This window comes from Pseudomonas sp. S8, assembly GCF_050473925.1.
In the GTDB taxonomy this organism is placed as follows: domain Bacteria; phylum Pseudomonadota; class Gammaproteobacteria; order Pseudomonadales; family Pseudomonadaceae; genus Aquipseudomonas; species Aquipseudomonas parakoreensis.
Genome location: NZ_JBFDVZ010000016.1, coordinates 1,415,347 through 1,442,322, shown reverse-complemented (window position 1 = coordinate 1,442,322; position 26,976 = coordinate 1,415,347). Strand labels below are relative to the sequence as shown.

Genomic DNA, 26,976 nt, shown 5'->3' with positions numbered 1-26,976 from the left:
GTATTTATGAGCGGTTTCAAAATTGTGTATTTACCACGTCGCAGCAGTGGCCTTTGGCAAGCTCAGCTTGCCGCTGTCGACAAAACGCAGGGTGCCGAACACCCCGCCCGCGAGTTTGCCGCGCAAGACGTAAGGCAGGTTATCGAGGGTTTGTGTCTGGCTCAAGCCGAGGGTCTGGCGCAGTACCGAGAACGCGGAAACGCTGACCGGCACGCTGACCACGGTTTCCGAGAAGCGCGGGATCGAGCCGGTCTGATCACTGACGCCCGAGGCCAGGGGACGGCCGTTGACCTCCAGATCCAGGGCGATACCGTTGTAATCGATGGCCGTTTCATTGGGGTTCTGCACCCGCAACTTGATCGCGAAGCGCACTTCCAGATCCTGGCTCGGCAACGGTTCGAGGCCGACCACGTTGATGTTCACCGGGTCTCGGTTGGGAAACAGCGCGCACGCGCTCAGGGACAGCAGCAGGGACAGGATGACGGCGTGGACGCGGCGCATAAACAGTCTCTCAACGAAAAGGGCTGAACCGTTGCCGGCTCAGCCCTTTTTTCATGGCGTCGCGTCAGCGGTTCAACTGTGCGACCGCCGCTGCGCTTGCAGGTTCAGCTTTGGCCGGCAGATCGGGGTTTTCCATGACCTGCAGAATCGACGCTTCCGGATCGAAATCGTCTTCTTCCAGCTCAATGAATTCTTCCGGCAGGAAGATATTCAGCACGATAGCGCACAACGCACCGACGGTGATCGGCGATTCGAAGATGTTACGCAGCGCTTGCGGCAACTCGCGCAGCACTTCCGGCACGGCGGCGATGCCCAGGCCCATGCCCACGGAGATCGCCACGATCAGCATGTTGCGCCGATGCAGGCCGGCCTCGGCGAGGATCTTGATCCCGGCCACGGCCACGGTGCCGAACATCACCAGTTCGGCGCCGCCGAGCACCGGTTTGGGCATGAGTTGCAGCACCGCGCCGATCATCGGGAACAGCCCCAGCAGCACCAACAGGCCGGCGATGAAGAACGCCACGTAGCGGCTGGCGACGCCGGTCAGCTGGATCACGCCGTTGTTCTGCGCGAAGGTCACCATCGGCATGCTGTTGAACACTGCAGCCATGGCCGAATTGAGGCCATCGGCGAGCAGACCGGACTTGATCCGGCGAATGTACAGCGGGCCCTTGACCGGTTGCCGTGAAATCATCGAGTTGGCGGTCAGGTCGCCAGCCGCCTCCAGCGGTGAAACCAGGAAGATCACCGCCACCGGCACGAACGCCACCCAGTCGAAATTGAAGCCGTACTTGAACGGCACCGGCACGCTGACCAGCGGCACTTCGGGCATCGAGGCGAAATCCACGGTGCCCATCAGCCATGCGACCACGTAGCCGAGGGTCAGGCCGATGACGATCGCGCCCAGGCGCAGAAACGGCACGTCGACGCGGTTCAGCACAACGATGGTGCCGATCACCAAAGCGGCCAGGAACACATGGCTGGCCGCGCCCAGATCAGGCGCGCCGAAACCGCCGGCGATGTCGGTCATCGCTACTTTGATCAGCGACAGGCCCATCAACGTGATGATGGTGCCGGTGACCACCGGAGTGATCAGCATCCTGAGCTTGCCGATGAACTGACTGAGCACCACTTCGATGAATGCCGCGAAGAAGCACACACCGAAAATGGTCGAGAGAATTTCATCGGTACCGCCGCCACGTGCCTTGACCATGAAACCGGCGCTGAGAATCACGCTGATAAAGGAAAAACTGGTGCCTTGCAGGCACAGCAGACCGGAACCCACTGGGCCGAAACGCTTGGCTTGAACGAACGTGCCGAGGCCCGAGACGAACAGCGCCATGCTGATCAGGTAAGGAATTTCACTTTGCAGGCCCAGGGCGCCGCCCATGATCAGGGTCGGGGTAATGATGCCGACGAAGCTCGCGAGCACGTGTTGCAGTGCGGCGAACACCGTGGCGGTCAAGTGCGGTCGGTCGTTGAGGCCGTAGATCAGATCGTTGTTGCGCGGGACTTTTTCAGAGGCGGTCATGGTGTTTTGCGCGCCGTGAGGCGGGGCCGGGTCAGAAAATGGAGGCGCAGGATGCCGGAAGCGGGCGGCGAGGGCAACGAGCAAAAATTGCCTGAAAGGTCAAGAAATACGGGGTTTGAACTTGTTGCTGTGCCTGTGGTGAGGGGATTTATCCCCGATGGACTGCGTAGCAGGCCCAGCTCCTGAATACCGAAGAGCCGGGCCGCTTCGCGCCCATCGGGGATAAATCCCCTCACTACAGGTTAATTGCTGGCAGAAATTTTTCGGGTGAAGGCTGCGAGCAAATCCTCCTCAAACGCCTTTTGCGCATCCCCCGGTACCTGTGCGCGGTGTCGGGCCAGATGAAACGCCACTTCGAAACTCAGTTCCCCAGGCCGCAGCGCGCGCAGCAGTCCCTTGTCCTCCCAGACCCGCGCATAGTGATCGGGCAAATAATCGATGTGCTTGCCGGAAAGAATGAACGCGAGGGTACCTTCGACCTGCTCCGAACGCGCGGAACAGCGCTGGTCCGCAAACGGCTCGCCACGGCGCATGAACCGATACGGATGATCGACCCGGTCGCAGGCTTGCAACGCCGCGTCATCCGGCGCATCGACGCTGAACAGCGGATGCCCCTGCGCGCAATACAAATGCTGGGTTTCCTGGAACAGTTCGCGGTAATCGAAAGCGCTCTGCACCTGTGAGAAATAACCGATGGCCAGGTCCAGCCGCTGTTGCAGCAGCAGGCGCTCCATCTCCCCGGGCATCGCGCTGATTAACTCGATGCGAACCGACTCGTCGCGTTCGCGAAAGCGCCGGATTGCATCCGCCACCCGCAGCAGCACCGACTGATCGACTGCTTCGGAAAGGCCCAGCCGCACCTCACCGATCAACCGTCCAGCGACGCCGTTGGATTGATGGCGGAAGGTCTCGATGGATTCAAACAGCGTGCGAATCGCGATCAGCAATTGCTCGCCCTTGGGCGTCACGCTGAACCCACCCTTGCCCCGGCTGCACAGACGATAACCGAGGCGGGTTTCCAGCTTGGCCATTTGCTGGCTGATGCTCGACTGGCTCAGGCCCAGCTCACCTTGCGCCGCGCTGAAGCCGCCACATTCCACGACCCGCACAAACAGGCGCAGCAACTGCAGGTCGACGTCGTGAAGCTGACCGAGCATCACATTACTCCCGGATAAAGTCAGGTTAACAAACTTGGTATTTCTGCAATGTATCCGACGGCGCATCCTGCCACCACTTCCTCCGGTCAGGTGTTCGTCATGGCTCCCGTATTCAAGCTGTGTTTTCCCGCGCTGTTGTTGTCCGTGGTCATCCAGGCACAGGCCGAGGACAAGACCCTCAATCTCTACAGCTGGGCCGATTACGTGCCGGCGCAGACGCTGCAGCGTTTTGAGCAGGAGACCGGCATTCATGTGCGATACGACACCTTCGATACGTCCGAGGTGTTGGAAACCAAACTGCTCACCGGTGGCAGCGGTTATGACGTGGTGGTGCCGTCGTCCAGCGTGCTGGCCCGTGGCTTGGCGGCGGGCGCGCTGAAGGAAATTCCCCATGAGGGCCTCAAGGGTTACGCCAACCTTGATCCCGATCTGCTGGAAAAACTTGCCGCCGTCGATCCCGGTAATCGCTACGCCGTGCCTTATACCTGGGGCACACTCGGGTTGGGGCTGAACGTCGAGGCGGTGAAAAAGCGCTTGCCGGACGTGCCGCTGAACAGCCTCGACCTGCTGTTCAAACCCGAGTACGCCAGCAAGCTCAAGGACTGCGGCATTGCTGTACTCGACTCGCCGCAGGAAGTCATTGGTCTGGCGTTGCACTACTTGGGTAAAGATCCCTACAGCACCGACAAAAATGATCTGGCCGCCGCCGAAGCCTTGTTGCAGAAACTCCAGCCGTCAGTGCTGTACGTCGCCACCGGCCGGCAGATCAACGATTTGGCCAATGGCAGCGTATGCCTGGCGCTGACCTACAACGGCGATGTGAGCATGGCAGCCGATCAGGCGCACAAGGCCAGCAAACCGTACGAGGTCGCTTACCGGATTCCGCGCGAAGGCACGTTGATCTGGCAGGACAACCTGGCGATTCCCAAGGACGCGCCGAACCCGCAGGCCGCGCGGGCGTTCATCGAATTCATGCTGCGCCCCGAATCGGTCGCCGAGCTGACCAACACGCTGTTTTTTGCCACCGCCAATCAGGCTGCAACGCCGCTGGTGGACGAGGCGGTGCGCAATGATCCGGACATCTATCCACCCGCCGAAATGCGCGAGCGCTTGTACGCCGACCGCAGCATGAGCCTCAAGGACATGCGTCAGCGCACGCGCCTGTGGACCACTTTCCGTAGCCATCAATAATCAAAGGAGCACACCGATGGACGTGCCGATGCTCAACGACCAAGCCATGACCCGTGACAGCCTGTACGGGACTGCCGCCGAAAGCACCTACGCCGGGATCACCAGTTTCATGCGTCGCCGCTACAGCCGTGATTTGCGCGGCGTTGACGTGGCCGTCAGCGGGGTTCCGTTCGACACGGCCACCAGCAACCGCCCGGGCGCGCGTTTCGGGCCTCGGGGGATTCGCGCCGCGTCCACCGGGATCGCCTGGGAGCGCCACTGGCCGTGGGCGTTCGATCCGTTCGATCATCTGGCGGTGATCGACTACGGCGACTGCGACTTCGATTACGGTTCACCGCACACCATCCCGGAAAGCATCGAGGCGCATGCCGAGCGCATTCTTGATGCCGGCAGTGCGATGCTGACCTTTGGTGGCGACCACTTCATTACCTATCCGCTGCTCAAGGCCCATGCCCGCAAACACGGCGCGCTGTCGCTGATCCACTTCGATGCGCACAGCGACACCTGGCCGGACGAGGGCGGCAAACGTGTCGATCACGGCACCATGTTCTGGCATGCGGCCAAGGAGGGCTTGGTCGATCCGGCGCGCTCGGTGCAGATCGGTTTGCGCACCACCAATGACGATCATCAGGGCTTTGCCGTGCTTGATGCACGTCAGGTACATCGGCGGGGCTGCGAGGCGATTGTCGAGGCAATTCGCGCACGGGTTGGCGACCACCCGGTGTATCTGACGTTCGATATCGACTGCCTCGATCCGGCCTTTGCCCCGGGCACCGGCACTCCGGTGTGTGGCGGGTTGAGCACGGTGCAGGCGCTGGAAATCCTCGGCGGCTTGCGCGGAATCAATCTGGTGGGCATGGACGTGGTGGAAGTGGCACCGGCCTATGATCATGCGGACGTGACGTCACTGGCAGCGGCAACCCTGGCCATGGAAATGCTCTGCCTCTACGCCGCCCGACATAAAGTCGACCTCTGACACCCCACAACCCCTGTGTAGGAGCTGCCGAAGGCTGCGATCTTTTCATCTTTAAAACAAAATAAAAAGATCGCAGCCTCGTTGCACTCGACAGCTCCTGCAGGGATATATACTGCCGCGCATGACTTTCGACTCTCCTTTAAGCGCCTGGCAACACGCGATCGAGCACAAGGGTTTCATCCAGGATGAAGCCCAGGAGCATGCGGTCTGGGCGCTGCAAAAATGCCATGAAGCCTTGCACGCCGGTGCCCGTTCGGTCGCCGGCGTGTATTTGTGGGGCCCGGTCGGGCGCGGCAAGACCTGGTTGATGGATCAGTTCTATCAGAGCCTGCGGGTGCCGGCCCGACGGCAGCACTTTCATCATTTCATGGGCTGGGTGCACCAGCGCTCATTCCAGTTGACCGGGATCGCCGATCCGCTGCGAGCGCTGGCAAAAGAGCTGGCGGCGCAAGTGCGCGTGCTGTGTTTCGATGAGCTGTTCGTCAACGACATCGGCGACGCGATCATCCTCGGACGCCTGTTTCAGGTGATGTTCGACGAAGGCGTGGTGGTGGTCTGCACCTCCAACTTGCCGCCGGATGAGCTGTATGCCGACGGCTTCAACCGTGATCGTTTTGTCCCGGCGATTGCCGCGATCAAGGCGCATATGCAAGTGGTGGCGGTGAACGGTGCCGAGGATCATCGCCTGCATCCGGGTGCAGGTCTGCAGCGGTATTTTGTCGTTGCGCCGGGGCAGGACAGCGCGCTGCAGCAGGTCTTCCAGTCGCTTAACGCCGGGCAGCCCGCCAGCAACGAGCCGGTGCCCGTCGGCCATCGTGTGCTGAACGTGGTGCAAGCCAGTGCGACGTTGCTCTGGAGCCGCTACGCCGATCTCTGCGAGCAACCGTTTGCCGCGATGGACTTTATCGCGCTGTGCGATCGCTATCGGGCTATTCTGTTGAGCGATGTGCCGAACCTCAGCGCACAGAAGCGCGAAGGGCGTATCGCTCGCGGTACCGAGGATGGCTCGGCGCAGGTGGTGGCCGGCGACCGCGAACTGCCGCAACTGTCGGTGCACGACGACGGCGTGCGTCGTTTCATCGCCTTGGTCGACGAGTGTTACGACCGTAAAGTCCCGCTGTACATTGAGGCGCAGGTGCCGATGGACGCGCTGTACACCGAGGGTTATCTGGAATTTCCGTTCCGGCGCACCCTCAGCCGATTGCAGGAGATGCAGTTGCAGCGTTTTGCCGAATCCTGAGCGCAGAGGGCGCGAACATGAGCCAACCGCTGTCGCATCATTTACTGACCATGGCCTACCAGAACGCGTGGGCCAATCATCGCTTGGGCAACGCCTGGGCCCAACTCGACGCTGAGGCTCTGGCAGCGCCACGGGTGAGTTTTTTTCCGAGCATCCGCCTCACACTCAATCATATCCTGACGTGCGACTGGTTCTACGTCGACGCGCTGGAGCGCGAGTTGCGCGGTGACGAGCCGCATCCCGACTGCTATGTGTTTTTCAACCGTGACGAGCCGTTTACCGAGGCCTCTGCGCTGCGTGAAGAGCAGGCGCACGTGGACCGTCGGTTGATCGCTTATTGTGAGCAACTGCGCGATGCCGATCTGGGGCGGATCGTCACCATCGCCCGGGAAACGCCGCAGCACGACAGCCGCCTGCGCATGCTTTCGCACCTGTTCGAGCATCAGATCCATCATCGTGGGCAAGTGCATGCGATGCTCAGCGCAACTTCGGTGAAACCGCCGCAGCTGGATGAGTTTTTCTGCGCTGGCGAGAGCGGCCTGCGTGCTCAGGATTTTGCCGAACTGGGTTGGACCGAGGAGCTGATCTGGGGGCGCTGACGCTGGAAAATCAAAAGATCGCAGCCTGCGGCAGCTCCTACAGGCGTTTGCTATCAGCGTTTCTCCGGTTGTGGCCCACGGCAGCCTCGCGTTAAGGTCGAGCAGCCTTTCAGGTGTGCACCTTGCACGCCGGGGCTTTGATCGGGGATGGAAATGGATTCCGCAGAAATACTTGTGCTGCAAGCCAGCTACACCAATCCACTGCACGCCGAAGCCATCGGCATTGTGCTCAATCATTACGCAGAAGACCCGATGGGCGGCGGCCATTCGCTTGACCCGGATCTGCTGCGTCGTCTGCCTGAAGAGCTGGCCCGCCGGCCCCACGCGTTCAGCGTGCTGGCGTTCGTCGGTGGTGAGCCGGCAGGGCTGGTGAACTGCTTTGAAGGGTTCTCGACGTTTGCCTGCAAACCGCTGGTCAATATTCACGATGTGTCAGTGCTGGCGAAATTTCGCGGCCTCGGGCTGAGCCAGAAAATGCTACGCAAGGTCGAGGAGATTTCCCGCCAGCGCGGCTGCTGCAAGATCACCCTGGAAGTGCTCGAAGGCAATGCGGTGGCGCAGAACGCCTATCAAAAGTTCGGCTTCGCCCCCGGCATGTTCGACCCGGAACATGGCCGCATGCTGTTCTGGATCAAGGATCTGCAGGCATAAAAAAAGGCGCCCCACACAGGGCGCCCAACTGTCGTCTCCGAGGCCAGAGCGGAGCCATCGGAGGTCCATCGGTTGCTCGGCGAATCAGTCGCGATAAGACTCGGTGACTTGCGCGGTCTGATCGATCGGGACCTGCAGTTCCGCTGCTTTGTTGTCGGTCGGTTGTTCACTTGGCGCGGGGTGGACCGGGAAGTTGTCGTAGTAATGCCGCATACGTTCGGCGCCGCCCTCGGCAAAGGCGCTGGCGGAACCGAAGGCGAGTAGCCCGGCAAGAATGGCGGTGGTGGTTTTCATGGTGCCTCCTACTGAAAAACGTGGGAGCCGTTCGTCCATGAAGCAGATCTCGGGGCACAGTGTCCCGGCGCGGCATTAACTCGGGGTTAACAGCGGTGGTGAGGGGATTGGGTGACGCATTGCGCGTCACCTCGAGCGTGGGGCCGCTTCGCGACCCATCGGGGATGAATCCCCTCACCACAGGGTTTGGTTTGATTGGATGGGTCAGAGCTTCCAGTCCAGGCTCAGCGTCACCGTGCGCGGGTCGCCCCAGTACACGCCGTTGTAGAAACCGACATTGTCGTAATACTTCTTGTCGAACAGGTTATCGACGTTCAGCGATGCCGACAGGTGCTTGTCGAATTCATAACGCGACATCAGCTTGACCACGCTGTAGGCCTGTTGAGTGATACGCGCCGGTTCGGTGATGATCCGGCCGTTGGCGCCGCGCCCGACCGGGCGGTTGGCCGCGCCATAGACGTCGCTCTGCCAGTTCACCGCGCCACCGACAGTCAGTGCGTGCCAGTTGCCCGGCAAGCGATAGGCCGTGGACAGCCGCAGCATGTTCAGCGGTTGCGCGGTGTTGCTGCGCTGTTTTTCGCCGTCGACGGAATGGGTGTAGGTGTAGCCGGCGGTCATGTTCCAGCCATTGAAGATTTCGCCGGACACTTCGGCCTCGAAGCCATTGACCTTGTTGCCCTTGCCGCCGGACTTGAAAAACTCCTCGCCACTCACCGGGTCTGGTGGCACCGAGTTGTCGCGCTCGGCGACGTTGTCCTGTTTGCTCCAGAACACTGCTGTCGCCAGGTTCAGGCGTTCGTCGAGCAGGCTGCCCTTGAGCCCGACTTCGTAGTTGCTGCCAACCACGGGGTCGAGGTAATTGCGGTTGCTGTCGCGTTTACTCTGCGGTTTGAAAATGTCGGTGTAGCTCACGTAAGCCGTGTACTCCGGCGTCAGGTCATAAAGCAGGCCGGCGTAGGGCGTCCAGATATCGTTCTGACGCTGATGGGTGGCATCGGTGCTGGTCAGTTTTTGCTGCGCGTCATAGTAGTAATCGGTGCTGGATTCGTCCCAACTGCCATAGCGGCTGCCGATGACGGCATGCAGCTCATCGGTCAGGCTCAGGCGGGTCGCGAGGTAACCGGCCTTTTGCCGAGTGATGCCTCGCGCGCCCGGCAGGCCGGTAACGGTGTCGGCGAATTTGCCGATGTCACCCATGTATTTCCAGTCGCGGATCTTGCCGTAGTCGGCGGCTTGGGGGCTGTTGAAGGCGTAGGGCGAAGTCGAGCGGTTTTCCGCCTCGCCGTAGCCGAACATCATCTCGTGTTCGCGGCCGAACAACTGGTATGGCCCCGACAGGTTGAAGTCGTACACGCTCATTTTCTGCGTGCCGAGCATGTGCCCCATGTAGGCCGTCATGCCGCTGCGGTCGGCCTCGGGGAAACCGGAGCCGCCGTAATAGACCTTGCCGTCGGTATCACTTTCGCGGTGGGTGTAGGCGGCCTTCAGCTTCCAGCCATCACCCAATTGCTGGTCCAGAGTAACGAACGCGGTCTTGTCCTTCAGCGGCCAGGAGCTCCAGGAGGTCGCCATGTTCGTTGACCGGCCAAGACCCGCCTTGCTGCCGTCCGCGTTCCAGTACGGCACGGTGCCCCAGGAGGTGCCTTGTACCTGCTTGTCCTGATAGTCGTAACCGACGGCAAGCACCGTGGAGTCGGTCAGATCAGCCTCGAGAATGCCGTAGCCGACCTCGCGTTGCAGCGCGTATTTGTCACGGAACGACTGGCTGTCACGATAGGCCAGCACCGTGCGCCCGCGCAGCCGGCCGTCGAAAGCCAGCGGCCCACCAACATCGACATAGCTGTAATAGTTGTCATAGCTGCCACCGCTGACCCCGGCCAGTGCCTGCCACTGGGCAGTCGGGCGTTTGCGTACCATGTTGATGGTGGCGGAGGGATCACCGGCGCCGGTGGTAAGGCCGGTCGCGCCGCGGACCACTTCGATGCGGTCGTAGATGATGGTGTCCGAATCCGATTTCATGCGCCCGAAGGTGTTGAGCATTCCGTCGATCTGGAAGTTGTTGATCGGGTAACCCCGCGCCGAATAGCTGACTCGGTCCGAGTCGTTGTGTTGCACGACGATACCGGTGGTCTGACGCATGGCTTCGGACAAGGTACCGAGCTTGAAATCATCCATCTGCTGGCGCGTGACCACGGACACCGATTGCGGGGTTTCTTTGATCGACAGGTTCAGCCGCGTTGCGGTGCTCATCGCGCCGGTGGTGTAGGAATGGGTGTTTTCGGTATTGAGGCCGAGGCCTTCAGCGCTGACGCTGGTGGCGTCCAGTTCCAGCGCCTGGGCGGCGGATTGTGGCGCTGTTTCAGGGTCGGTTTCAGCCAGCAGATCGGGACTCAACGCCATGCTGAACAAGCCGACAGTCAGGGTCATGGAACGGGTAATGGGCGCGAACATCGCAGCCGACTCCTTGTCTTCGAGGGAAAAAATCCGTTGGTTCAAAGACGAGGTGCAGCCCGACGATTTAGTATCAAACAAGAGATATTATTATTTGGAGATATTTCCCGACTTCGCCGAGACGGGCGAAAAGCTGCTCACGGCGCTTGCCCAATGGACGGCGGCGGGTATGCTGTTGGCCTGCCGAGGAGATAGCAATGGCCTACGATTTTGACCTTTATGTGATTGGTGCCGGTTCCGGCGGTGTACGTGCAGCGCGCTTCGCGGCCGGTTTCGGCGCGAAAGTGGCGGTGGCCGAGAGTCGTTATCTGGGCGGTACCTGCGTCAACGTCGGCTGCGTGCCGAAGAAACTGCTGGTGTACGGCGCGCATTTCGCCGAAGACTTCGAACAGTCGTCCGGTTTCGGCTGGAGTCTGGGTGAAGCCAATTTCGACTGGGCGACCCTGATCGCCAACAAAGACCGCGAGATCAATCGCCTCAACGGCATTTATCGCAACTTGCTGGTCAACAGCGGCGTGACCCTGCACGAAGCCCACGCGAAAATCGTCGGTCCGCATGAGGTCGAGGTCAACGGTGAGCGCTTTACCGCGAAGAACATCCTGATCGCTACGGGTGGCTGGCCGCAGATTCCGGAGATTCCGGGGCACGAACACGCGATCAGTTCCAATCAGGCGTTCTTCCTCAAAGAGCTGCCGAAACGGGTACTGGTGGTCGGTGGTGGTTACATCGCGGTCGAGTTTGCCGGGATTTTCCACGGCCTGGGCGCGAACACTACGCTGCTGTATCGCGGTGATCTGTTCCTGCGTGGTTTCGATGGCTCGGTGCGCAAGCATTTGCAGGAAGAGCTGACCAAGCGCGGTATGGATCTGCAATTCAACGCCGACATCGCGCGCATCGACAAGCAGCCTGACGGTAGCCTCAAGGCGACCCTCAAGGATGGCCGCGTACTGGAAGCCGACTGCGTGTTCTACGCCACGGGCCGCCGTCCGATGTTGGACAATCTGGGCCTGGAAAACACTGATGTGCAGCTGACAGACAAGGGCTTTATCAAGGTCGACGAGCAGTATCAGACCAGTGAACCATCGATTCTGGCGTTGGGTGACGTCATCGGTCGCGTGCAACTGACGCCGGTTGCACTGGCCGAAGGCATGGCGGTGGCGCGGCGCTTGTTCAAGCCGGAGCAATATCGTCCAGTGGATTACAAGATGATCCCGACGGCGGTGTTCAGTCTGCCGAACATCGGCACTGTCGGCCTGACCGAAGAGGACGCGCGGGAAGCGGGCCACGAAGTGGTGATTTTCGAGAGCCGCTTCCGTCCGATGAAGCTGACGCTGACCGAATGTCAGGAGAAAACCCTGATGAAACTGGTGGTCGACGGCAAGACCGACAAAGTGCTCGGCTGCCATATGGTCGGCCCGGACGCGGGTGAGATCGTGCAAGGTCTGGCAATTGCTCTGAAGGCTGGCGCGACCAAGCGTGACTTCGACGACACAATCGGGGTGCACCCGACGGCCGCCGAAGAGTTCGTCACCATGCGTACGCCGGTCGGCGCTTAAGCATCCTTCGCTTTGGCTGTGTCTGGCGCTGCTGCAACGGTAGCCGCCAGACGCAGGCTGTCTTCCAGGCTCGCTTGAGTCTTGGTCAATTCCTTTTCCAGTGACTGATTGAGCTGCCGCTGTTCGTCGGCATCCTGTTTCAGCGTCTGACTCTCCAGCAGGGCCACGCGCAAGCGTTCCTGGAGGAGGGTGCGCTCGCTGTCGACGCGAGTGGCTTGCTCCAGCAACTGATCCTGACGCTGGTTGCTGTGCTTGAGCTGCTCCTGCATCAGGCTCAGTTCGCGCTGGGTACCACGGTTTTCCGTGAGCAGACGTTCGTTGTCGCGGTGCAGCTGGGTGATCTCGTCCTGACGCACCAGTGCACTTTGTTGCGCCTGGCGCAATTCCATCTGCAACTGCTGCAGCTGTCCTTCGTGACGGGCCTGCTCCTGTTCGCGCTGCTCTTTAGTGGCGTTGCGGTAATGCTCGAGAGCATCGCGGGCGTGCAGATGTTTTTCTTCCAGCGAGCGGATCTGCTCGTCCTTGTCCTGCAGGCGCAACTCGAAGTCGGCCAGCGCCTGATTGAGTCCGGCGTTGCGGGTTTGCTCGGTCTGCAGCATCGAGCGGGTTTCTTTCAACGCCTCGGACTCCCGGGCCAGTGCTGCGCCCTGGATGTCGTGCTGATGCTCCAGTTGTTCGAGTGCCTGGCGTACCTGTTTGAGTTCCGCTTCCAGCGTTTCACGCTGCTCTTCGAACTGCTCGCGCGCTTGCTCGATGGGCTCTTGTGCCTGTTCTTTCAGGCGCTGGGCGAGGCGTGAGACCAGCGCCGTCAGCTCATCGTTGATCGGTTCCGCGGACGCTTCGACCGGTTGGCTGCCGTCATCCAGCTCTTTCAGATAGCGATGGATCGTGGTTTTCGAACCGGTGTTGCCCAGTTCGATGCGTACTGCATCGATGCTGGGGTGTTCGCCTCGGGCCAGAATCGCTGCGCGCGCGATCTGCACCACTGCCTTATTTACGCCGCCACGGGCCATGTGAATTCCTACCATTTCGTACTGTGGTACATGCCACCAAAGTACGCAGTGTACCACGCTGAAAATAAAGTTAAATGCTTGATTATTCACAGGCGGGATATACTGGTATTACCCAATGTCAGGTGATTAAATTGCTTTTTTGCGCCCTGAATCAGTACGCCAGCGAGAACACTGTCCATGAGCGAGATTGATCGCTATCTGCAAGCCGCCACCCGTGACAACACCCGCCGCAGCTATCGTTCGGCGATTGAACACTTTGAAGTCAAGTGGGGTGGATTCCTGCCGGCGACGGCCGATAGCGTTGCGCGTTATCTGGTCGAGCATGCTGGCGTGCTGTCGATCAATACGCTGAAGCTGCGTTTGTCGGCGCTGGCGCAGTGGCACAACAGTCAGGGTTTTGCCGACCCAACCAAGGCGCCAGTGGTGCGCAAGGTCTTCAAAGGCATTCGCGCACTGCATCCGGCGCAGGAAAAACAGGCCGAGCCGCTGCAATTGCACGATCTGCAGCAAGTGGTCGACTGGCTTGAACAGGAAGTCCGCAGTGCGCGGCAGCAGCAAGATCGCCCGCAGTTGCTCAAGGCCTGTCGCGACCGGGCGCTGATCCTGCTGGGTTTCTGGCGCGGCTTTCGCAGCGATGAGCTGTGCCGTTTGCAGATCGAGCATGTGCAAGCGCACGCCGGCAGCGGCATCACCCTGTACCTGCCGCGCAGCAAGGGCGACCGCGAGAACCTCGGGCAGACCTATCAGGCACCGGCGCTGCTCAAGCTGTGCCCGGTGCAGGCTTATATCGACTGGATCACCGAGGCGGCGCTGGTACGCGGTCCGGTGTTTCGCGGCATCGACCGCTGGGGACATCTGAGCGAGGAGGGCTTGCACGCCAACAGTGTCATTCCATTACTGCGTCAGGCGCTGGAGCGCGCCGGCATCCCGGCCGAGCGCTACACCAGCCATTCCCTGCGTCGCGGCTTTGCCACCTGGGCGCATCAAAGTGGCTGGGATCTGAAATCCTTGATGAGCTATGTCGGCTGGAAGGATATGAAGTCAGCTATGCGCTATGTTGAAGCGAGCCCCTTTCACGGGATGGCTCGGATTACGGATAAGCCGGCTTCGTCGTAGATATGGTTTTCTTCTATTAATACAGTCAGCTAATAGCGAAAACAAATCAGCAGCATCAGGTTTGCCAATGAGCCATCCGTCGAGTGAGTGGGTAGGATTCACCCATCGAATTCACAACCCTGACGGAGAGTCATCAATGCCTATCATCAACAGCCAAGTAAAACCGTTCAAAGCTACCGCATTCAAAAACGGCGACTTCGTACAAGTCTCGGACGCTGACCTGAAAGGCAAATGGTCCGTAGTGTTCTTCTACCCAGCCGACTTCACCTTCGTGTGCCCAACCGAGCTGGAAGACCTGGCCGACAACTACGCTGCGTTCCAGAAACTGGGCGTGGAAATCTACAGCGTTTCGACCGACACCCACTTTGCCCACGCTGCCTGGCACAACACTTCGCCAGCCATCGGCAAAATCGAATACACCATGATCGGCGACCCGACCCACGTCATCTCCCGCAACTTCGACGTGCTGATCGAAGAAGCTGGTCTGGCTGACCGTGGCACCTTCGTGATCAACCCTGAAGGCCAGATCAAAATCGTTGAACTGAACGATGGCGGCGTTGGCCGTGACGCTTCCGAGCTGCTGCGCAAGATCAAGGCTGCTCAGTACGTTGCTGCTCACCCAGGCGAAGTTTGCCCAGCCAAGTGGAAAGAAGGCGAGGCCACTCTGGCTCCGTCCCTGGACCTGGTCGGCAAGATCTGAGTCTGTGAGACACGCAACACAGGGCGGGACTCCGCACCTACTTCAGTAAGCTGCACCGCCCATTGAAAAAGCCCGGGCGAAATTCGCTCGGGCTTTTTTTCGCCTTGAATAAACACACAGGAGATCGCCCGTATGTTGGACGCCAATCTTAAAGCCCAGTTGAAATCGTACCTGGAACGGGTCACCCAACCGATCGAGATCGTTGCTTCCCTCGACGACGGTGCGAAATCCCGGGAAATGCTTGACCTGCTGAAAGACGTTGCCAGTCTTTCGAGCCAAATTACCCTGATCGACAGCGGCACCGATGCCCGCAAGCCGTCGTTCTCGATCAACCGCCCAGGTGCCGACATCAGCCTGCGTTTCGCCGGCATCCCGATGGGCCACGAATTCACATCGCTGGTGCTGGCCCTGTTGCAGGTCGGTGGCCACCCATCGAAAGCCAGTGCTGAAGTCATCGAACAGATCCGCTCGCTCAAGGGTGAGTTCAGTTTCGAAACCTACTTCTCGCTGTCGTGCCAGAACTGCCCGGACGTGGTCCAGGCGCTGAACCTGATGGCCGTGCTGAATCCGAACATCCGTCACGTCGCCATCGACGGCGCGTTGTTCCAGGACGAAGTCAACGATCGCAAGATCATGGCCGTGCCGAGCATCTATCTTAACGGTGAAAACTTCGGTCAGGGCCGCATGGGCCTGGAAGAAATCCTCGCCAAACTCGATAGCGGCGCCATCGAGCGTCAGGCCGAGAAGATCAGCGCCAAGCAAGCTTTTGATGTCCTCGTAGTTGGCGGTGGCCCGGCCGGTGCTTCGGCTGCTATCTATGCCGCCCGTAAAGGCATTCGCACCGGGGTTGCGGCTGAGCGCTTCGGCGGTCAGGTGCTGGACACCATGGCCATCGAGAACTTCATTTCCGTGCAGGAAACCGAAGGCCCGAAACTGGCGACGGCGCTGGAAGAACACGTCAAGCAGTACGACGTCGATATCATGAACCTGCAGCGCGCCGACAAACTGATCCCCGGCAAGAACGGCGAGCTGCACGAAGTCCATTTCGCCAGTGGCGCGACCCTGAAAGCCAAGAGCGTGATCCTGGCGACCGGCGCACGCTGGCGTGAAATGAACGTGCCGGGTGAGCAGGAATACCGCAACAAGGGCGTGGCGTACTGCCCGCACTGCGACGGTCCGCTGTTCAAAGGCAAGCGTGTGGCGGTGATCGGTGGCGGTAACTCCGGCGTCGAAGCGGCCATCGACCTGGCCGGTATCGTTTCCCACGTGACGCTGCTGGAGTTCGACGTGCAACTGCGTGCCGACGCGGTGCTGCAACGCAAACTGCACAGTCTGCCAAATGTCACCGTGATCACCAGTGCGCAAACCACTGAAGTCACCGGCAATGGCGAGAAGGTCAACGGCCTGCGTTACAAGGATCGCAAGACTGACGAACTGCGCAACGTCGAGCTGGAAGGGATCTTCGTACAGATCGGTCTGCTGCCGAACACTGACTGGCTCAAAGGCACCATCGAGCTGTCGCCACGTGGCGAGATCATCGTCGATAACCGTGGCGAGACGTCGATCCCGGGGATCTTCGCGGCGGGTGACGTGACCACTGTGCCGTACAAGCAGATCGTGATTGCAGTGGGCGAGGGCGCCAAGGCTTCCCTCAGCGCGTTCGATCACTTGATCCGTACTTCGGCGCCGGCGTAAACGTCAGTCGCTGAAACGCAAAAACCCATGAGCGATCATGGGTTTTTTTATGGGTGAAGCAAAAGATCGCAGCCTGCGGCAGCTCCTACAGGGGATGTGTAAGAGCTGGCGAGGCCTGCGATCTTTTTACAGCGGCGCAGGCTGAATGATTTCAACCCAGTAGCCATCCGGGTCCTTGATGAACGCCAGGCTTTTCATGCGGCCATCGGTCAGGCGCTTCTGGAAGTCACAGCCCAGCTCTTCAAAGCGCGCGCAAGCCGCAACGATGTCCGGCACCGAAATGCAAATGTGACCGAAACCGCGCGGGTCGGTGTTGCCATTGTGATAAGCGAAGTCGGCGTCGTTTTCGGTGCCGTGGTTGTGAGTCAGTTCGAGGATGCCGGGAATCGACTTCATCCACTCGGTGCGGGCCGCGGCGTCGGCCGGGATCTGCGACTTGTCGACGAGGGCGAGGAAGTACAGGCTGAATTCGGCCTCCGGGAAGTCACGCTTTTCAACCAGCGAGAAGCCCAGGACGCGGGTGTAGAAGTCCAGGGACTTGGTGATGTCCTTCACACGCAGCATGGTGTGGTTGAAGACGAAGTTGCGGGTTGCGCTGTCTGGCGTGGCAGTGACGCCGGGGAAAGTGTTCAGTTCGTGCAGGCTCATAGGCCCTCCGTAACAATGGGGCGAGTGAATGAGCGCAATGATACGCATGCGGGGCGGCATCGCCAAACCGAATGCGCGGCTTGCTCTGGGGGCGACCGGGCCTCAGACTTTGCTGCTCAATCTGCGAGTGCCTCTGGTAATGATCCGACCGTTCAACGTGCTATTCGTTTGCCTTTTTTCGTCGCTGCTGGCCGCTCCGGCATGGGCCGATCAGCCGAGTATCACCTGGCCTGCGGGGTGGGAAATCCAGGCATTGCCCGACACACCGCCGCAGGTGTCGCGCCAGCGTGCGGTGAAAAACGACGCCGATGGCAATCAGGTCATGGTGATGGAGTTGACCATGACTCAGGTTGAAGCTGATCATCAGGTCAATGTGCCGGGCGTGCTGCTGGAGATGCGCAAGTCGATTCAGAAAGACTTTTTCCAGGGTGGTTATCAGAGTGTGTGCAATAAGGTGCACCCGGCGAAACTCGGCGCTCTGGACGCACTGGAAACCACCTGTACGATCACTGAAAATGGCCGACATGTGTTGTCGCAAACATTGGTTGCGGCGGTCGGGGCGGATAAGGCTTATGTACTTTCTTACGCGGGTCAGGCTGAGATTTATAAGGCCAGTGCTGACGAAATAGTCGCCGTGAGAAACAGCTTGAAACTTTAAGCCTCTGTATCACCTCGGCCAGGTTAGATACCTCGAAGGCATTAAGCACAAAGTTTAGCAGCGGTGACCGTCGCAACATCCCGGCATGAATTTTTAGCCTCACGTCTTGTGGGTGCTAAAGCGGATTGATAACTAGCGCGGGGGAAATCGTTGCTTTTGTTAGATATTGTCGAAAAAAAAGCCCTGCATACAGCAGGGCTTGTTTGTTGGCGCAAGATTAACCGCGCAACCAGGAATCAACGGTGGCTGCACCGTATTGTTCCTTCCAGGCTTTCAAGCCACGGTGGTTGCCGCCCTTGGTTTCGATCAGTTCACCGGTGTGCGGGTTCTGATAAACCTTGACCACGCGAGCGCGGCGGGTTTTTGGTGCGGCGGACACTTGCAAGCCGGACTTGGACGGGTTCGGATCGAGAATGGCGATGATGTCTTTCAGGCCTTTGCCGTAGGTTTTCATCAGCCCCTGGAGCTTTTCTTCGAATTCGATTTCTTTCTTGAGCCCGGCATCGTTCTTCAGCGATTCCAGCTGCTTGAGCTGTTCCTGAAGGGCCTTTTCAGCTGCACGAAATTCAGCGAGTCTGGACAATATCTTTACTCCAATAGTGTGTTTGGCTGATACCAACCGCAAACAAAGCTATAAGCCAAGAGCCTTGAAGCGACTCGGTGATAATGGCTCACCTGTCAATCTTGCACAGGCTGAAAAAATTGTAGTAGTTAATGCGCCAAGAGTAAATCCTGATCTTGTCGTCATGTAACAACAGTGGTGTTTTGTATCAATTTGGTGCGTCGGGTCGAAGCGTCGGGCTTAATTTATTTTTAGTTAACGATCACTTAATGCAGCGATGAAGTCAGCGCCGGGCATGGGTTTTCCGAACAGATAGCCTTGCAGGAAGTTGACGTGGTGTGCGGTCAGGTAGTCAGCCTGTGCCGGAGTTTCTACACCTTCGGCAACAATACCCAGATCAAGCTTGGCCGAGAGTTCGATAATCGTGTCCAGAATATGCCGCGACAGCGCATCAATGCCGATCATCGCGACAAAACTCTGGTCGATCTTGAGAAAGTCGACATTGAATTTTCGCAGGTAGCCCAGGCTTGAATGCCCGGTGCCGAAGTCGTCGATGGCGATCATCACGCCGAGCATGTGCAACTGCTCGAACAACTGGTGCGTGACATCGGTCGGCTCGATCAGTTGGCGCTCGGTCAGCTCCAGCACCAGGTTGATACTGCCGGGGGCAAACCCGGCGAGAAATTCGCGACAGTCCTCCACTAGCTCCAGGTCCTGGCAGTGACTGGCGGTGATGTTGATGCCGATATGGAACGGTTGGTCGAAGTCCACAGAAAGCGGGCCAAGCAGGGCGGCAGTCTGTTGCATCAGCGAGCGGGTCATGGGCACGATCAGACCCGAATGTTCAGCGAACGGGATGAACAGGTCCGGGCGCACCAGACCTTCCTTGGGGTGTTTCCAGCGCATCAGCACTTCGGTGCCGGACCATTTCCTGCTGTCACCATGCACCACCGGCTGAAAGTAAGGGACGAACTCGCCGGCCTCCAGAGCGCGGAGCATTTCATGGCTGGGCGAGGTGGCGCGTCGTTGCAGGACGTGAGCGATTGCGCCCGAGATCACCCCGAAAAAGATCAGCAGGCTGAACAGCGGTGGGTATTCGGCGGCCATGTAGCGCCACGTTTGCCCTTGCGCGAACCCTGCGCTGACACTGAAGGCGTAACGTGAAGACACCAACGTACTTTGCGCAATCGGCAGCGGCGGGAGGGCGCCCTGATGCACTTTGCCATCGGCCGACAGCCAGTTGTCGCCGACCTGCAGTACCAACTGCGTCTGCCGACCGATCAGGCGCAGGATGTTGCTCAAGTGATAGCCATCGAGCGTAGTCAGCGCGCCACCGCGACCTTCGCTGAGCCGATACACCAGCAGCGCGGTGTCGGGCGTGACGGGGTTGCCATTCATCAACCACAGTTTGCCTTGCGCATAGTCGCCCGGATTCACGGCTTCCTTGAAATCACCGAACAGCGAGCTGCAATAGAGGTTGTTGTCCCACACCAGGTTGGTCGAGCGCACGAAAGGCCGGCGGGTCACCTGTTCGCGCAAAGCCAGTTTTACGCTTTCGCAGGGCTGGCCAGCCAGGGGCAATAACTCGATGGCAGCCTGGGCAGTGTTGTCGAGCATCAGCTCGAATTGGCGCAACGCCTCATCGGCGGTGTTTTGCGTGCTCTGCTGCAAGGCCCGTTCGGCTTGCATATACAGAATCCCGCCGCCCAGCAGGACGGGCAATACACCGCAAAGCAGGGTCACCAAAATGCGCACGCTACGTTTGCGGCGGGGTCTGACGGTCAAGGGCATAGGCGCATCCTGTTGCGATGAGGTGGAACGCTCGAATGCAGGCCTGGCAACGGCGCATCGGTGAAGAACAGCGGAGTCAGAAGGGATGATAGATGGCTGCTGGCGCTTGTGCTGCTCACGGCTGATTGATCTGCTTGGCGAGTTCGATAAATGCCCGCGTGGCGGGCGAAGCCTGACGCTGATCGAGAACAGCGAGGCCGATCAGACGTTGCACTGCCGGCAACAGCGGCTTCTTCACGTAGCGCGGCGCTGGATCGTCTGGCAATGAGCCTTCGGCGACGACCGTGACTGCATCGCCCCGGCTGACGACGTCAAGGGTGCTGAGCAATTGCGAGCAGCGGTAGCGAATGTTCGGTTGCAGGCGCGCGGCAGTGAACAGGCGTGAAACCAGTTCCGCTGAACCGGCCTCGGTCAGCACAAAGGGAGCGGCACATAAATCCTGAAGACTCAGCGCCGCGCTTGCGGCCAGTGGATGACCGAGCGGGAGCAGGGCAACCATCTGGTCTTCGACCAGCGCAAAAGTGTCGAAGCGCTCCTCGGGCAACACCACGAAACCGACGTCGATTCGCCGCTCTTCCAGCCACTGCAGCACCTGCCGGTCCGGCCCCTCATCGATGTGCACTTCTATGCCGGGATGGACTTGGCGATAACGCTGCAGAATTCTCGGCAGCAACTTGATCGACGCCGTCGGGCCGAACGAGCCAATGCGCAGCGTACCGCTTTTCATGCCCCGCGCATCGGCCGCCTCCTGGCGCAGAGTGTTGGCCAGGCCGAGCATGGCGCGTGCGCGCTGGAGCAACTGCTCGCCGATATCGGTGAGCTCCACCTGCGACGGGTGTCGGCGCAACAACTCGACGCCCAACTCCTGCTCCAGGGATTTCATGGCGTGGGATACCGCTGACTGCGAAATCCCCAGACGATGGGCGGCGAGGGTGAAGCCGCGCAGTTCGGCGACCAGTGAGAAGATCTCCAGTTGCGTGAGGGTCATGAGTGTTTGCTCATTTTACGATGAGAGGGAATGAGGTAAATGATACGCCATCCTTTGGCTTCTCTGGTTTGGAGCGTCATGCGCAACGTGGAGCAAACTCGCAATAACGTTTCTGATCGGTCGGTTTATCTGACGCTGGCAGCCGTGACCATGATTTGGGGCGGGACCTTTGTCGCCGGGCGTTTTCTGGCGGGCAGCCTCAGCCCGCTGTTCGCCGCCAGCCTGCGCTTCCTGCTCGCCAGCGTGGCGTTGCTCGGGTTTGTATGGATTGCGCGTATCCCGCTGGCACGACCGACGCCTCGGCAATGGCTGCAATTGACGCTGCTGGGGTTCTTCGGGATCTTTTTCTACAACCTCTGTTTCTTTTATGGCCTGCAGTACATCAATGCCTCGCGCGCTTCGTTGATCGTCGCGTTGAATCCAGCCGTGATCGGCCTGGCTTCCTGGCTGTTGTTCAAGGAGCGCCTGGGCCGGGTGAAAGTCGCCGGCATCGCCCTGTGCATTGGCGGCGCGAGTCTGGTGATCGTCAGTCGCAACCCGCAATTGCTCGCCGTTACTCCGAATGCCTGGATCGGCGATTTGTTGATTCTCGGTTGCGTAGCGGGCTGGGGTATTTACTCGCTGTTTTCCCGCGAGTTGAATCAGGCACTCGGCCCGCTGCAGACGGTGACGTTTTCGGTATTGATCGGCTGCGTGATGCTGTTGGTGCTGGCGACATTGCGTGGCGAGATGAGCGCGGCAGCCTTGCTCAATCTCGACACGCCGCAATGGCTGAGCCTGATCTACCTCGGTGTGTTCGGCTCGGCATTGGCTTACATCGGCTACTACGACGGCATCCGCAAAATCGGTGCGACCCGTTCCGGCGTGTTCATTGCCCTCAATCCACTGACCGCAGTGCTGCTCGGCGCGCTGTTGCTTGGCGAGCAACTGACCTTGACTCTGTGCTTTGGCGGCGCGCTGGTGCTGGCGGGAATTTACCTGTGCAACAAACCCCTTGCACCGATGCGAAAAAGGCGGATTTTATAGAGAAGGCAGACAACCCTATTTACGCTGTGTAGAATCCGGTTACGCATACAATAATAAACGTCTTCTGGCAGCAGAAGCCTCGCCCGCAAGAGCCTTGGGTCGACAATGAAGATATTCGGGTTTCAACTGATCTACGGTGACTTCCTCGCCCGCAGTGTGCGAGGCATCTCCTGCGCACCACCCGCCGGTCTCAGCATTACTGACAACTAACTCTGGTTAATTGATAAGAATGATGAGGCGTCACCATGGCAGATTTATACGAAAACCCAATGGGCCTGATGGGCTTTGAGTTCATCGAGTTCGCATCGCCGACTCCTGGCACCCTGGAGCCGATCTTCGAGATCATGGGCTTCACCAAAGTCGCGACCCACCGTTCCAAGAACGTGCACCTTTACCGCCAGGGCGCGATCAACCTGATCCTCAACAATGAACCGCACAGCGTAGCGTCGTACTTCGCTGCCGAGCATGGTCCGTCGGTGTGCGGCATGGCGTTCCGGGTCAAGGATTCGCAGAAAGCCTACAACCGCGCCCTGGAATTGGGTGCTCAGCCGATTCATATCGAAACCGGGCCGATGGAGCTGAACTTGCCGGCGATCAAAGGTATCGGCGGCGCGCCGCTGTACCTGATCGACCGTTTCGGCGAAGGCAGCTCGATCTATGACATCGATTTCGTGTTCATCGAAGGCGTTGACCGCAACCCGGTCGGTGCCGGCCTGAAGATCATCGATCACCTGACCCACAACGTGTACCGCGGCCGCATGGCCTACTGGGCCAACTTCTACGAGAAGCTGTTCAACTTCCGTGAGATCCGCTACTTCGACATCAAAGGCGAATACACTGGCCTGACCTCGAAAGCGATGACCGCACCGGACGGCATGATCCGCATCCCGCTGAACGAAGAGTCGTCCAAGGGCGCCGGGCAGATCGAAGAGTTCCTGATGCAGTTCAACGGCGAGGGCATCCAGCACGTGGCGTTCCTTACCGACGATCTGGTCAAGACCTGGGATCAGTTGAAGAAGATCGGCATGCGCTTCATGACCGCGCCGCCGGACACCTACTACGAAATGCTCGAAGGCCGTCTGCCGAACCACGGCGAGCCGGTGGATCAACTGCAATCGCGTGGCATCCTGCTCGACGGCTCGTCGAACCCGGATGACAAGCGTCTGCTGCTGCAGATCTTCTCGGAAACCCTGATGGGGCCGGTGTTCTTCGAATTCATCCAGCGCAAGGGCGACGATGGTTTCGGCGAGGGCAACTTCAAGGCGCTGTTCGAATCGATCGAGCGTGACCAGGTGCGCCGTGGTGTACTCGCGACCGAGTAAGCCATAAAAAAGCCTGGCTTATGCCAGGTTTTTTCAAGATCAAAAGATCGCAGCCTTCGGCAGCTCCTACAGAGAATGTATCCAATGTAGGAGCTGCCGAAGGCTGCGATCTTTTGCTTTTAAGAGCGGCGTTGCCGCATCAAGTGCTTGAAGCCTTCAAACACCAGCACCACCACCGCCAGCCAGATCGGGATGTACGTCAGCCATTCACCGGCCTTGATACTTTCACCGAGCAACAGCGCGACACCGAGCAGCAATACCGGCTCGACATAGCTGAGCAGACCAAACAGGCTGAACGGCAACAAGCGGCTGGCAATGATGTACACCACCAGCGCCGACGCACTGATCAAACCGAGCAGCGGGATCAGCCAGAGCAAGCCCGGATACTGATCGAACACGGCAAAGCCTTGCTCGCCACCGCGTACAAACCAGTACGCCACTGGCAGCATCAGCGTCATGTCGACCCACAGACCGCCGAGGTTGTCGGTCTTCAGGCGTTTGCGCAGCACGAAGTACAGCGGGTAACCGACAACGACCACCAGGGTCGCCCAGGAAAAACCGCCGACCCGATACAACTCGTTCGCCACACCCAGCGTGGCAAAGAACACCGCGATTTTCTGCAGGTACGACAGGCTGTCGCCGTAGACGATGCGCCCGGTCAGCACCATCGCCAGCGGCAGCAGGAAATAGCCCAGCGACACGTCGAGGCTATAACCATTGAGCGGCGCCCACATGAACAGCCACAACTGCACGCCGAGCAACGCTGCCGAAACGATCAGGCCACCTGTCAGCTTCGGAGAACCGGCCACGCGCCGCAGCAATTCCAGCACCCGCCGCCATTCACCGGAGACCAGCATGAACACGGTCATGCACGGCACAGTCAGCAGCATCCGCCAGCCGAAGATTTCCACGCCGCTCAACGGAGTGAGCAGCGAGGTGTAGTAATACATGACGGCAAACAGCACCGAAGCTGAAACCGATAGAGCGATACCTTTAGACAAACTGTCCTCGCGGATGGGTGATCAAACAGGGCGCGCAGGATACGTGGTTTTTGTTCTGAATATTGGCCGAGTGCTCAATATTTCCCACATTCTGAACCGTCTGCCGCCCTGTAGGAGCTGCCGCAGGCTGCGATCTTTTGCTTTTGAGCTTTTAAAATCAAAAGATCGCAGCCTGCGGCAGCTCCTACAGGGCAGCGGTGTCAGATAGGGCGCGGTTTACGGCCGGACACAAAATGGCTCACATCATTGAACCCCGGTGTCGACGCGTGCCCCGGGGTCACCAGCGAGTCGATAAACGCTTCATCTTCCGCCGTGATCTGCACCGCCTGCGCCTTGGTGTAAGCATCCCACTGCTGCTCGGTGCGCGGCCCGACGATCGCCGAAGTTACCGCACTGTTGTTCAGCACCCAGGCAATTGCGAATTCGACCATGCCCACGCCACGGCCTTGGGTGTATTGCTGGATCTGCTGAGCAATGCGCAGCGATTCAACCCGCCATTCGGTTTCCAGAATGCGTTTGTCCTGACGTCCGGCGCGGCTGTTGGCATCCGGAGTGACATCGGGTGCGTATTTGCCGCTGAGCACGCCACGGGCCAGCGGGCTGTAAGGCACCACGCCGAGGCCATAGGTCTGCGCGGCGGTGATCTGTTCGGTCTCGGCCTGGCGGTTGACGATGTTGTACAGCGGCTGGCTGATCACCGGGCGGTCGATACCGAGCTTGTCAGCGATGCTAATCACCTCGGCGATGCGCCAGCCGCGATAGTTCGACAAGCCCCAATAGCGAATTTTACCCTGACGAATCAGATCGCCAATCGCCGACACGGTTACTTCCAGAGGGGTGTTGTGGTCCTCGCGGTGCAGGTAATAGATGTCGAGATAGTCGGTACCGAGGCGCGTGAGGCTGGCTTCCAGACCGTTGAAGATGTGCTTGCGGCTCAAACCGCTGCGGTTTGGCACGCCGTCCGCCGGGCCGAAACCGACCTTGGTTGCCAACACCCAGTCGTGCCGATGGCGGGCGATCGCCTCGCCGACAATTTCTTCCGAGCGGCCGTTGGTGTAGACGTCCGCGGTGTCGATGAAATTGATGCCCTGATCCCAGGCCTTGTCGATGATGCGCAGCGAATCCTCGGCGCTGGTCTGTTCGCCAAACATCATCGTGCCGAGGGTGAGGGTGGACACCTGCAACCCCGAGTGCCCCAGTGTGCGATAGCTCATGCCGAAATCCTTTTATCGGTGGGAAAGCTTCCATCAAATACCAGAAGCATCCGACGGGGCAAAGTGAATTATCGGCTCAGTGCCGCGCAACGCGTCTGTAAAAACGCCTGTAACACCCGAACGCGTTCGGACACTTGGACCCGATGCGGGCAGAGCAGATTGAACGGCACGCTCTCGCCATGCCAGTCATCGAACAGCGTCAGCAGGCGTCCGCCGCGCACATCCTCGGCGACGTCCAGCCAGGCTTTGTAGGCAATGCCATGCCCGGCCAGCGCCCAGCGCCGCGCGACTTCGCCGTCATCGCTGAGATAGTCACCGTGGACTTCAACTTCCAGCGTTTCGTCCTCGCGACTGAAGCGCCAGGTGTTGTAAGGCCGGCCGTTGCGCAAATAGAGCAGGGCGCTGTGCTCGTTCAGTTCGCCGGGATGTTGCGGGGTACCATGGCGAGCCAGATAGTCCGGGCTGGCGCAGGCTACTCGTCGATGCGCCGGCAGAATCGGCAGCGCCACCAGCGTCGAGTCGCTGGGCACGCCGAAGCGCAGCGCGACATCCACGGTTTCGCGAAACAGATCGGCGTGCCGATCGTTTAGCAGCAGTTGCAATTGAATATTCGGGTGTTCGCGTTTGAATTCATCCAGCCATGCCAACAATACGTTGCGCCCGAAATCCGACGGCGCCGCCAGTTGCAGCACCCCACTGAGGCCTTCGTCGTGTTGCTTGAGCGCTTGTTCGCCTTCGGCCAAGGCGGACAAGGCGATGCGTACACTGTCGAGATAGCGCCGACCTTCTTCGGTCAGGCGCATGCTGCGGGTGGAGCGCGCGAGCAGGCGAATGCCGAGACGGGTTTCCAGGCGCTTCAACGCAATGCTGGCGGCGGCCGGCGTCAGTTCCAGGGCGCGGGCGGCGGCGGAGATGCTGCCGGAGTCGGCCACGCGGACGAAGATCTCCAGATCGAGAATCGAGCTCATTGGTAAAAATCCTTTAAAGATCTGTGCGTTTTTGCGGGATTTTTCCGTGATTGGCAAGTTCGGGCGTTGCAATCAGTAAAGAAAAAAGATCGCAGCCTGCGGCAGCTCCTACATGGAAATACGCGTT

General features: G+C 59.5%; 26 protein-coding genes. 13 read left to right on the top strand and 13 right to left on the bottom strand.

Features of this window, described 5'->3' with window-relative positions; translation table 11 throughout:
* Window positions 1–30: 30 nt before the first annotated feature.
* The 3 genes from AB1J88_RS07745 to AB1J88_RS07735 all read right to left on the bottom strand — a co-directional run bounded on the left by AB1J88_RS07745 (window position 31) and on the right by AB1J88_RS07735 (window position 3,189).
* A complete protein-coding gene (locus AB1J88_RS07745) occupies window positions 31–501 on the bottom strand; it encodes an LEA type 2 family protein (RefSeq protein WP_430290680.1) in 471 nt (156 codons plus the stop codon).
* A gap of 64 nt (window positions 502–565) precedes the next feature.
* Window positions 566–2,032, bottom strand: a complete 1,467-nt coding sequence (locus AB1J88_RS07740; protein ID WP_086791097.1) for a nucleobase:cation symporter-2 family protein — start codon at window positions 2,030–2,032, stop codon at window positions 566–568.
* 242 nt (window positions 2,033–2,274) lie between these two features.
* The gene (locus AB1J88_RS07735; protein WP_430290679.1) at window positions 2,275–3,189 is read right to left on the bottom strand and encodes a LysR family transcriptional regulator; all 915 of its coding nucleotides are present in this window, start codon (window positions 3,187–3,189) and stop codon (window positions 2,275–2,277) included.
* Between the two features lie 99 nt (window positions 3,190–3,288).
* Between AB1J88_RS07735 and AB1J88_RS07730 the strand changes: the two genes are divergently transcribed.
* The 5 genes from AB1J88_RS07730 to AB1J88_RS07710 all read left to right on the top strand — a co-directional run bounded on the left by AB1J88_RS07730 (window position 3,289) and on the right by AB1J88_RS07710 (window position 7,846).
* Window positions 3,289–4,380: a polyamine ABC transporter substrate-binding protein gene (locus AB1J88_RS07730; protein WP_086791523.1), complete on the top strand. Its 1,092-nt coding sequence runs from the start codon at window positions 3,289–3,291 to the stop codon at window positions 4,378–4,380.
* 16 nt (window positions 4,381–4,396) lie between these two features.
* A complete protein-coding gene (speB, locus tag AB1J88_RS07725; protein WP_430290678.1) occupies window positions 4,397–5,356 on the top strand; it encodes an agmatinase in 960 nt (319 codons plus the stop codon).
* 121 nt (window positions 5,357–5,477) lie between these two features.
* Window positions 5,478–6,596 carry a cell division protein ZapE gene (gene zapE / locus AB1J88_RS07720; RefSeq protein ID WP_430290677.1) on the top strand — a complete coding sequence of 373 codons (1,119 nt, stop codon included), beginning with the start codon at window positions 5,478–5,480 and terminating at the stop codon, window positions 6,594–6,596.
* 17 nt (window positions 6,597–6,613) lie between these two features.
* Entirely contained in the window at window positions 6,614–7,195 is a 582-nt protein-coding gene (locus AB1J88_RS07715) for a DinB family protein (RefSeq protein WP_198759374.1), read from the top strand.
* A 153-nt stretch (window positions 7,196–7,348) separates the two neighbouring features.
* Entirely contained in the window at window positions 7,349–7,846 is a 498-nt protein-coding gene (locus tag AB1J88_RS07710; RefSeq protein ID WP_430290676.1) for a GNAT family N-acetyltransferase, read from the top strand.
* Between the two features lie 84 nt (window positions 7,847–7,930).
* Here AB1J88_RS07710 and AB1J88_RS07705 read toward each other — a convergent pair whose 3' ends face one another.
* Window positions 7,931–8,140: a hypothetical protein gene (locus tag AB1J88_RS07705; RefSeq protein ID WP_430290674.1), complete on the bottom strand. Its 210-nt coding sequence runs from the start codon at window positions 8,138–8,140 to the stop codon at window positions 7,931–7,933.
* A gap of 204 nt (window positions 8,141–8,344) precedes the next feature.
* A complete protein-coding gene (locus tag AB1J88_RS07700) occupies window positions 8,345–10,591 on the bottom strand; it encodes a TonB-dependent siderophore receptor (RefSeq protein WP_430290673.1) in 2,247 nt (748 codons plus the stop codon).
* Here AB1J88_RS07700 and AB1J88_RS07695 point away from each other — a divergent pair.
* Complete coding sequence (locus AB1J88_RS07695) at window positions 10,578–10,805, top strand: hypothetical protein (protein ID WP_430290672.1); 228 nt, start codon at window positions 10,578–10,580, stop codon at window positions 10,803–10,805. The genes AB1J88_RS07700 and AB1J88_RS07695 overlap by 14 nt on opposite strands.
* Window positions 10,789–12,147: a glutathione-disulfide reductase gene (gorA, locus tag AB1J88_RS07690; RefSeq protein WP_430290671.1), complete on the top strand. Its 1,359-nt coding sequence runs from the start codon at window positions 10,789–10,791 to the stop codon at window positions 12,145–12,147. Before AB1J88_RS07695 ends, gorA begins: the two co-directional genes overlap by 17 nt.
* Here the strand turns inward: gorA and AB1J88_RS07685 are convergent.
* A complete protein-coding gene (locus tag AB1J88_RS07685) occupies window positions 12,144–13,160 on the bottom strand; it encodes a DNA-binding protein (RefSeq protein ID WP_430290670.1) in 1,017 nt (338 codons plus the stop codon). The genes gorA and AB1J88_RS07685 overlap by 4 nt on opposite strands.
* A 177-nt stretch (window positions 13,161–13,337) precedes the next feature.
* Between AB1J88_RS07685 and AB1J88_RS07680 the strand changes: the two genes are divergently transcribed.
* From AB1J88_RS07680 to ahpF, 3 genes are all read left to right on the top strand, one after another.
* Window positions 13,338–14,276 carry a site-specific integrase gene (locus tag AB1J88_RS07680; RefSeq protein WP_041067146.1) on the top strand — a complete coding sequence of 313 codons (939 nt, stop codon included), beginning with the start codon at window positions 13,338–13,340 and terminating at the stop codon, window positions 14,274–14,276.
* Window positions 14,277–14,412: 136 nt separating this feature from the next.
* Complete coding sequence (gene ahpC / locus AB1J88_RS07675; RefSeq protein ID WP_003224621.1) at window positions 14,413–14,976, top strand: alkyl hydroperoxide reductase subunit C; 564 nt, start codon at window positions 14,413–14,415, stop codon at window positions 14,974–14,976.
* 132 nt (window positions 14,977–15,108) lie between these two features.
* Window positions 15,109–16,671: an alkyl hydroperoxide reductase subunit F gene (ahpF, locus tag AB1J88_RS07670; RefSeq protein WP_222019241.1), complete on the top strand. Its 1,563-nt coding sequence runs from the start codon at window positions 15,109–15,111 to the stop codon at window positions 16,669–16,671.
* Between the two features lie 126 nt (window positions 16,672–16,797).
* On the opposite strand, the gene gloA is transcribed toward ahpF, so the two are convergent.
* Window positions 16,798–17,319, bottom strand: a complete 522-nt coding sequence (gene gloA / locus AB1J88_RS07665) for a lactoylglutathione lyase (RefSeq protein ID WP_108182643.1) — start codon at window positions 17,317–17,319, stop codon at window positions 16,798–16,800.
* A gap of 139 nt (window positions 17,320–17,458) precedes the next feature.
* On the opposite strand from gloA, the gene AB1J88_RS07660 reads away from it, so the two are divergent.
* Window positions 17,459–17,977, top strand: a complete 519-nt coding sequence (locus tag AB1J88_RS07660; protein ID WP_430292674.1) for a DUF4946 domain-containing protein — start codon at window positions 17,459–17,461, stop codon at window positions 17,975–17,977.
* Window positions 17,978–18,194: 217 nt separating this feature from the next.
* Here the strand turns inward: AB1J88_RS07660 and AB1J88_RS07655 are convergent, their stop codons facing one another.
* From AB1J88_RS07655 to AB1J88_RS07645, 3 genes are all read right to left on the bottom strand, one after another.
* Window positions 18,195–18,560, bottom strand: coding sequence for a histone-like nucleoid-structuring protein, MvaT/MvaU family (locus AB1J88_RS07655; RefSeq protein ID WP_003224630.1), 366 nt, complete (start codon window positions 18,558–18,560; stop codon window positions 18,195–18,197).
* Between the two features lie 234 nt (window positions 18,561–18,794).
* Entirely contained in the window at window positions 18,795–20,330 is a 1,536-nt protein-coding gene (locus AB1J88_RS07650; protein WP_430290668.1) for an EAL domain-containing protein, read from the bottom strand.
* Window positions 20,331–20,445: 115 nt separating this feature from the next.
* Window positions 20,446–21,318 carry a LysR family transcriptional regulator gene (locus AB1J88_RS07645; protein ID WP_430290667.1) on the bottom strand — a complete coding sequence of 291 codons (873 nt, stop codon included), beginning with the start codon at window positions 21,316–21,318 and terminating at the stop codon, window positions 20,446–20,448.
* Between the two features lie 78 nt (window positions 21,319–21,396).
* Between AB1J88_RS07645 and AB1J88_RS07640 the strand changes: the two genes are divergently transcribed.
* A complete protein-coding gene (locus AB1J88_RS07640; RefSeq protein ID WP_430289931.1) occupies window positions 21,397–22,344 on the top strand; it encodes a DMT family transporter in 948 nt (315 codons plus the stop codon).
* 245 nt (window positions 22,345–22,589) lie between these two features.
* Complete coding sequence (hppD, locus tag AB1J88_RS07635) at window positions 22,590–23,666, top strand: 4-hydroxyphenylpyruvate dioxygenase (protein ID WP_041067161.1); 1,077 nt, start codon at window positions 22,590–22,592, stop codon at window positions 23,664–23,666.
* A 119-nt stretch (window positions 23,667–23,785) separates the two neighbouring features.
* On the opposite strand, the gene rarD is transcribed toward hppD, so the two are convergent.
* From rarD to AB1J88_RS07620, 3 genes are all read right to left on the bottom strand, one after another.
* A complete protein-coding gene (gene rarD, locus AB1J88_RS07630; RefSeq protein WP_041064620.1) occupies window positions 23,786–24,667 on the bottom strand; it encodes an EamA family transporter RarD in 882 nt (293 codons plus the stop codon).
* A 200-nt stretch (window positions 24,668–24,867) separates the two neighbouring features.
* Window positions 24,868–25,881: an aldo/keto reductase gene (locus tag AB1J88_RS07625; RefSeq protein WP_430289932.1), complete on the bottom strand. Its 1,014-nt coding sequence runs from the start codon at window positions 25,879–25,881 to the stop codon at window positions 24,868–24,870.
* Window positions 25,882–25,949: 68 nt separating this feature from the next.
* Window positions 25,950–26,849, bottom strand: a complete 900-nt coding sequence (locus AB1J88_RS07620; RefSeq protein WP_262947787.1) for a LysR family transcriptional regulator — start codon at window positions 26,847–26,849, stop codon at window positions 25,950–25,952.
* Window positions 26,850–26,976 lie beyond the last annotated feature (127 nt).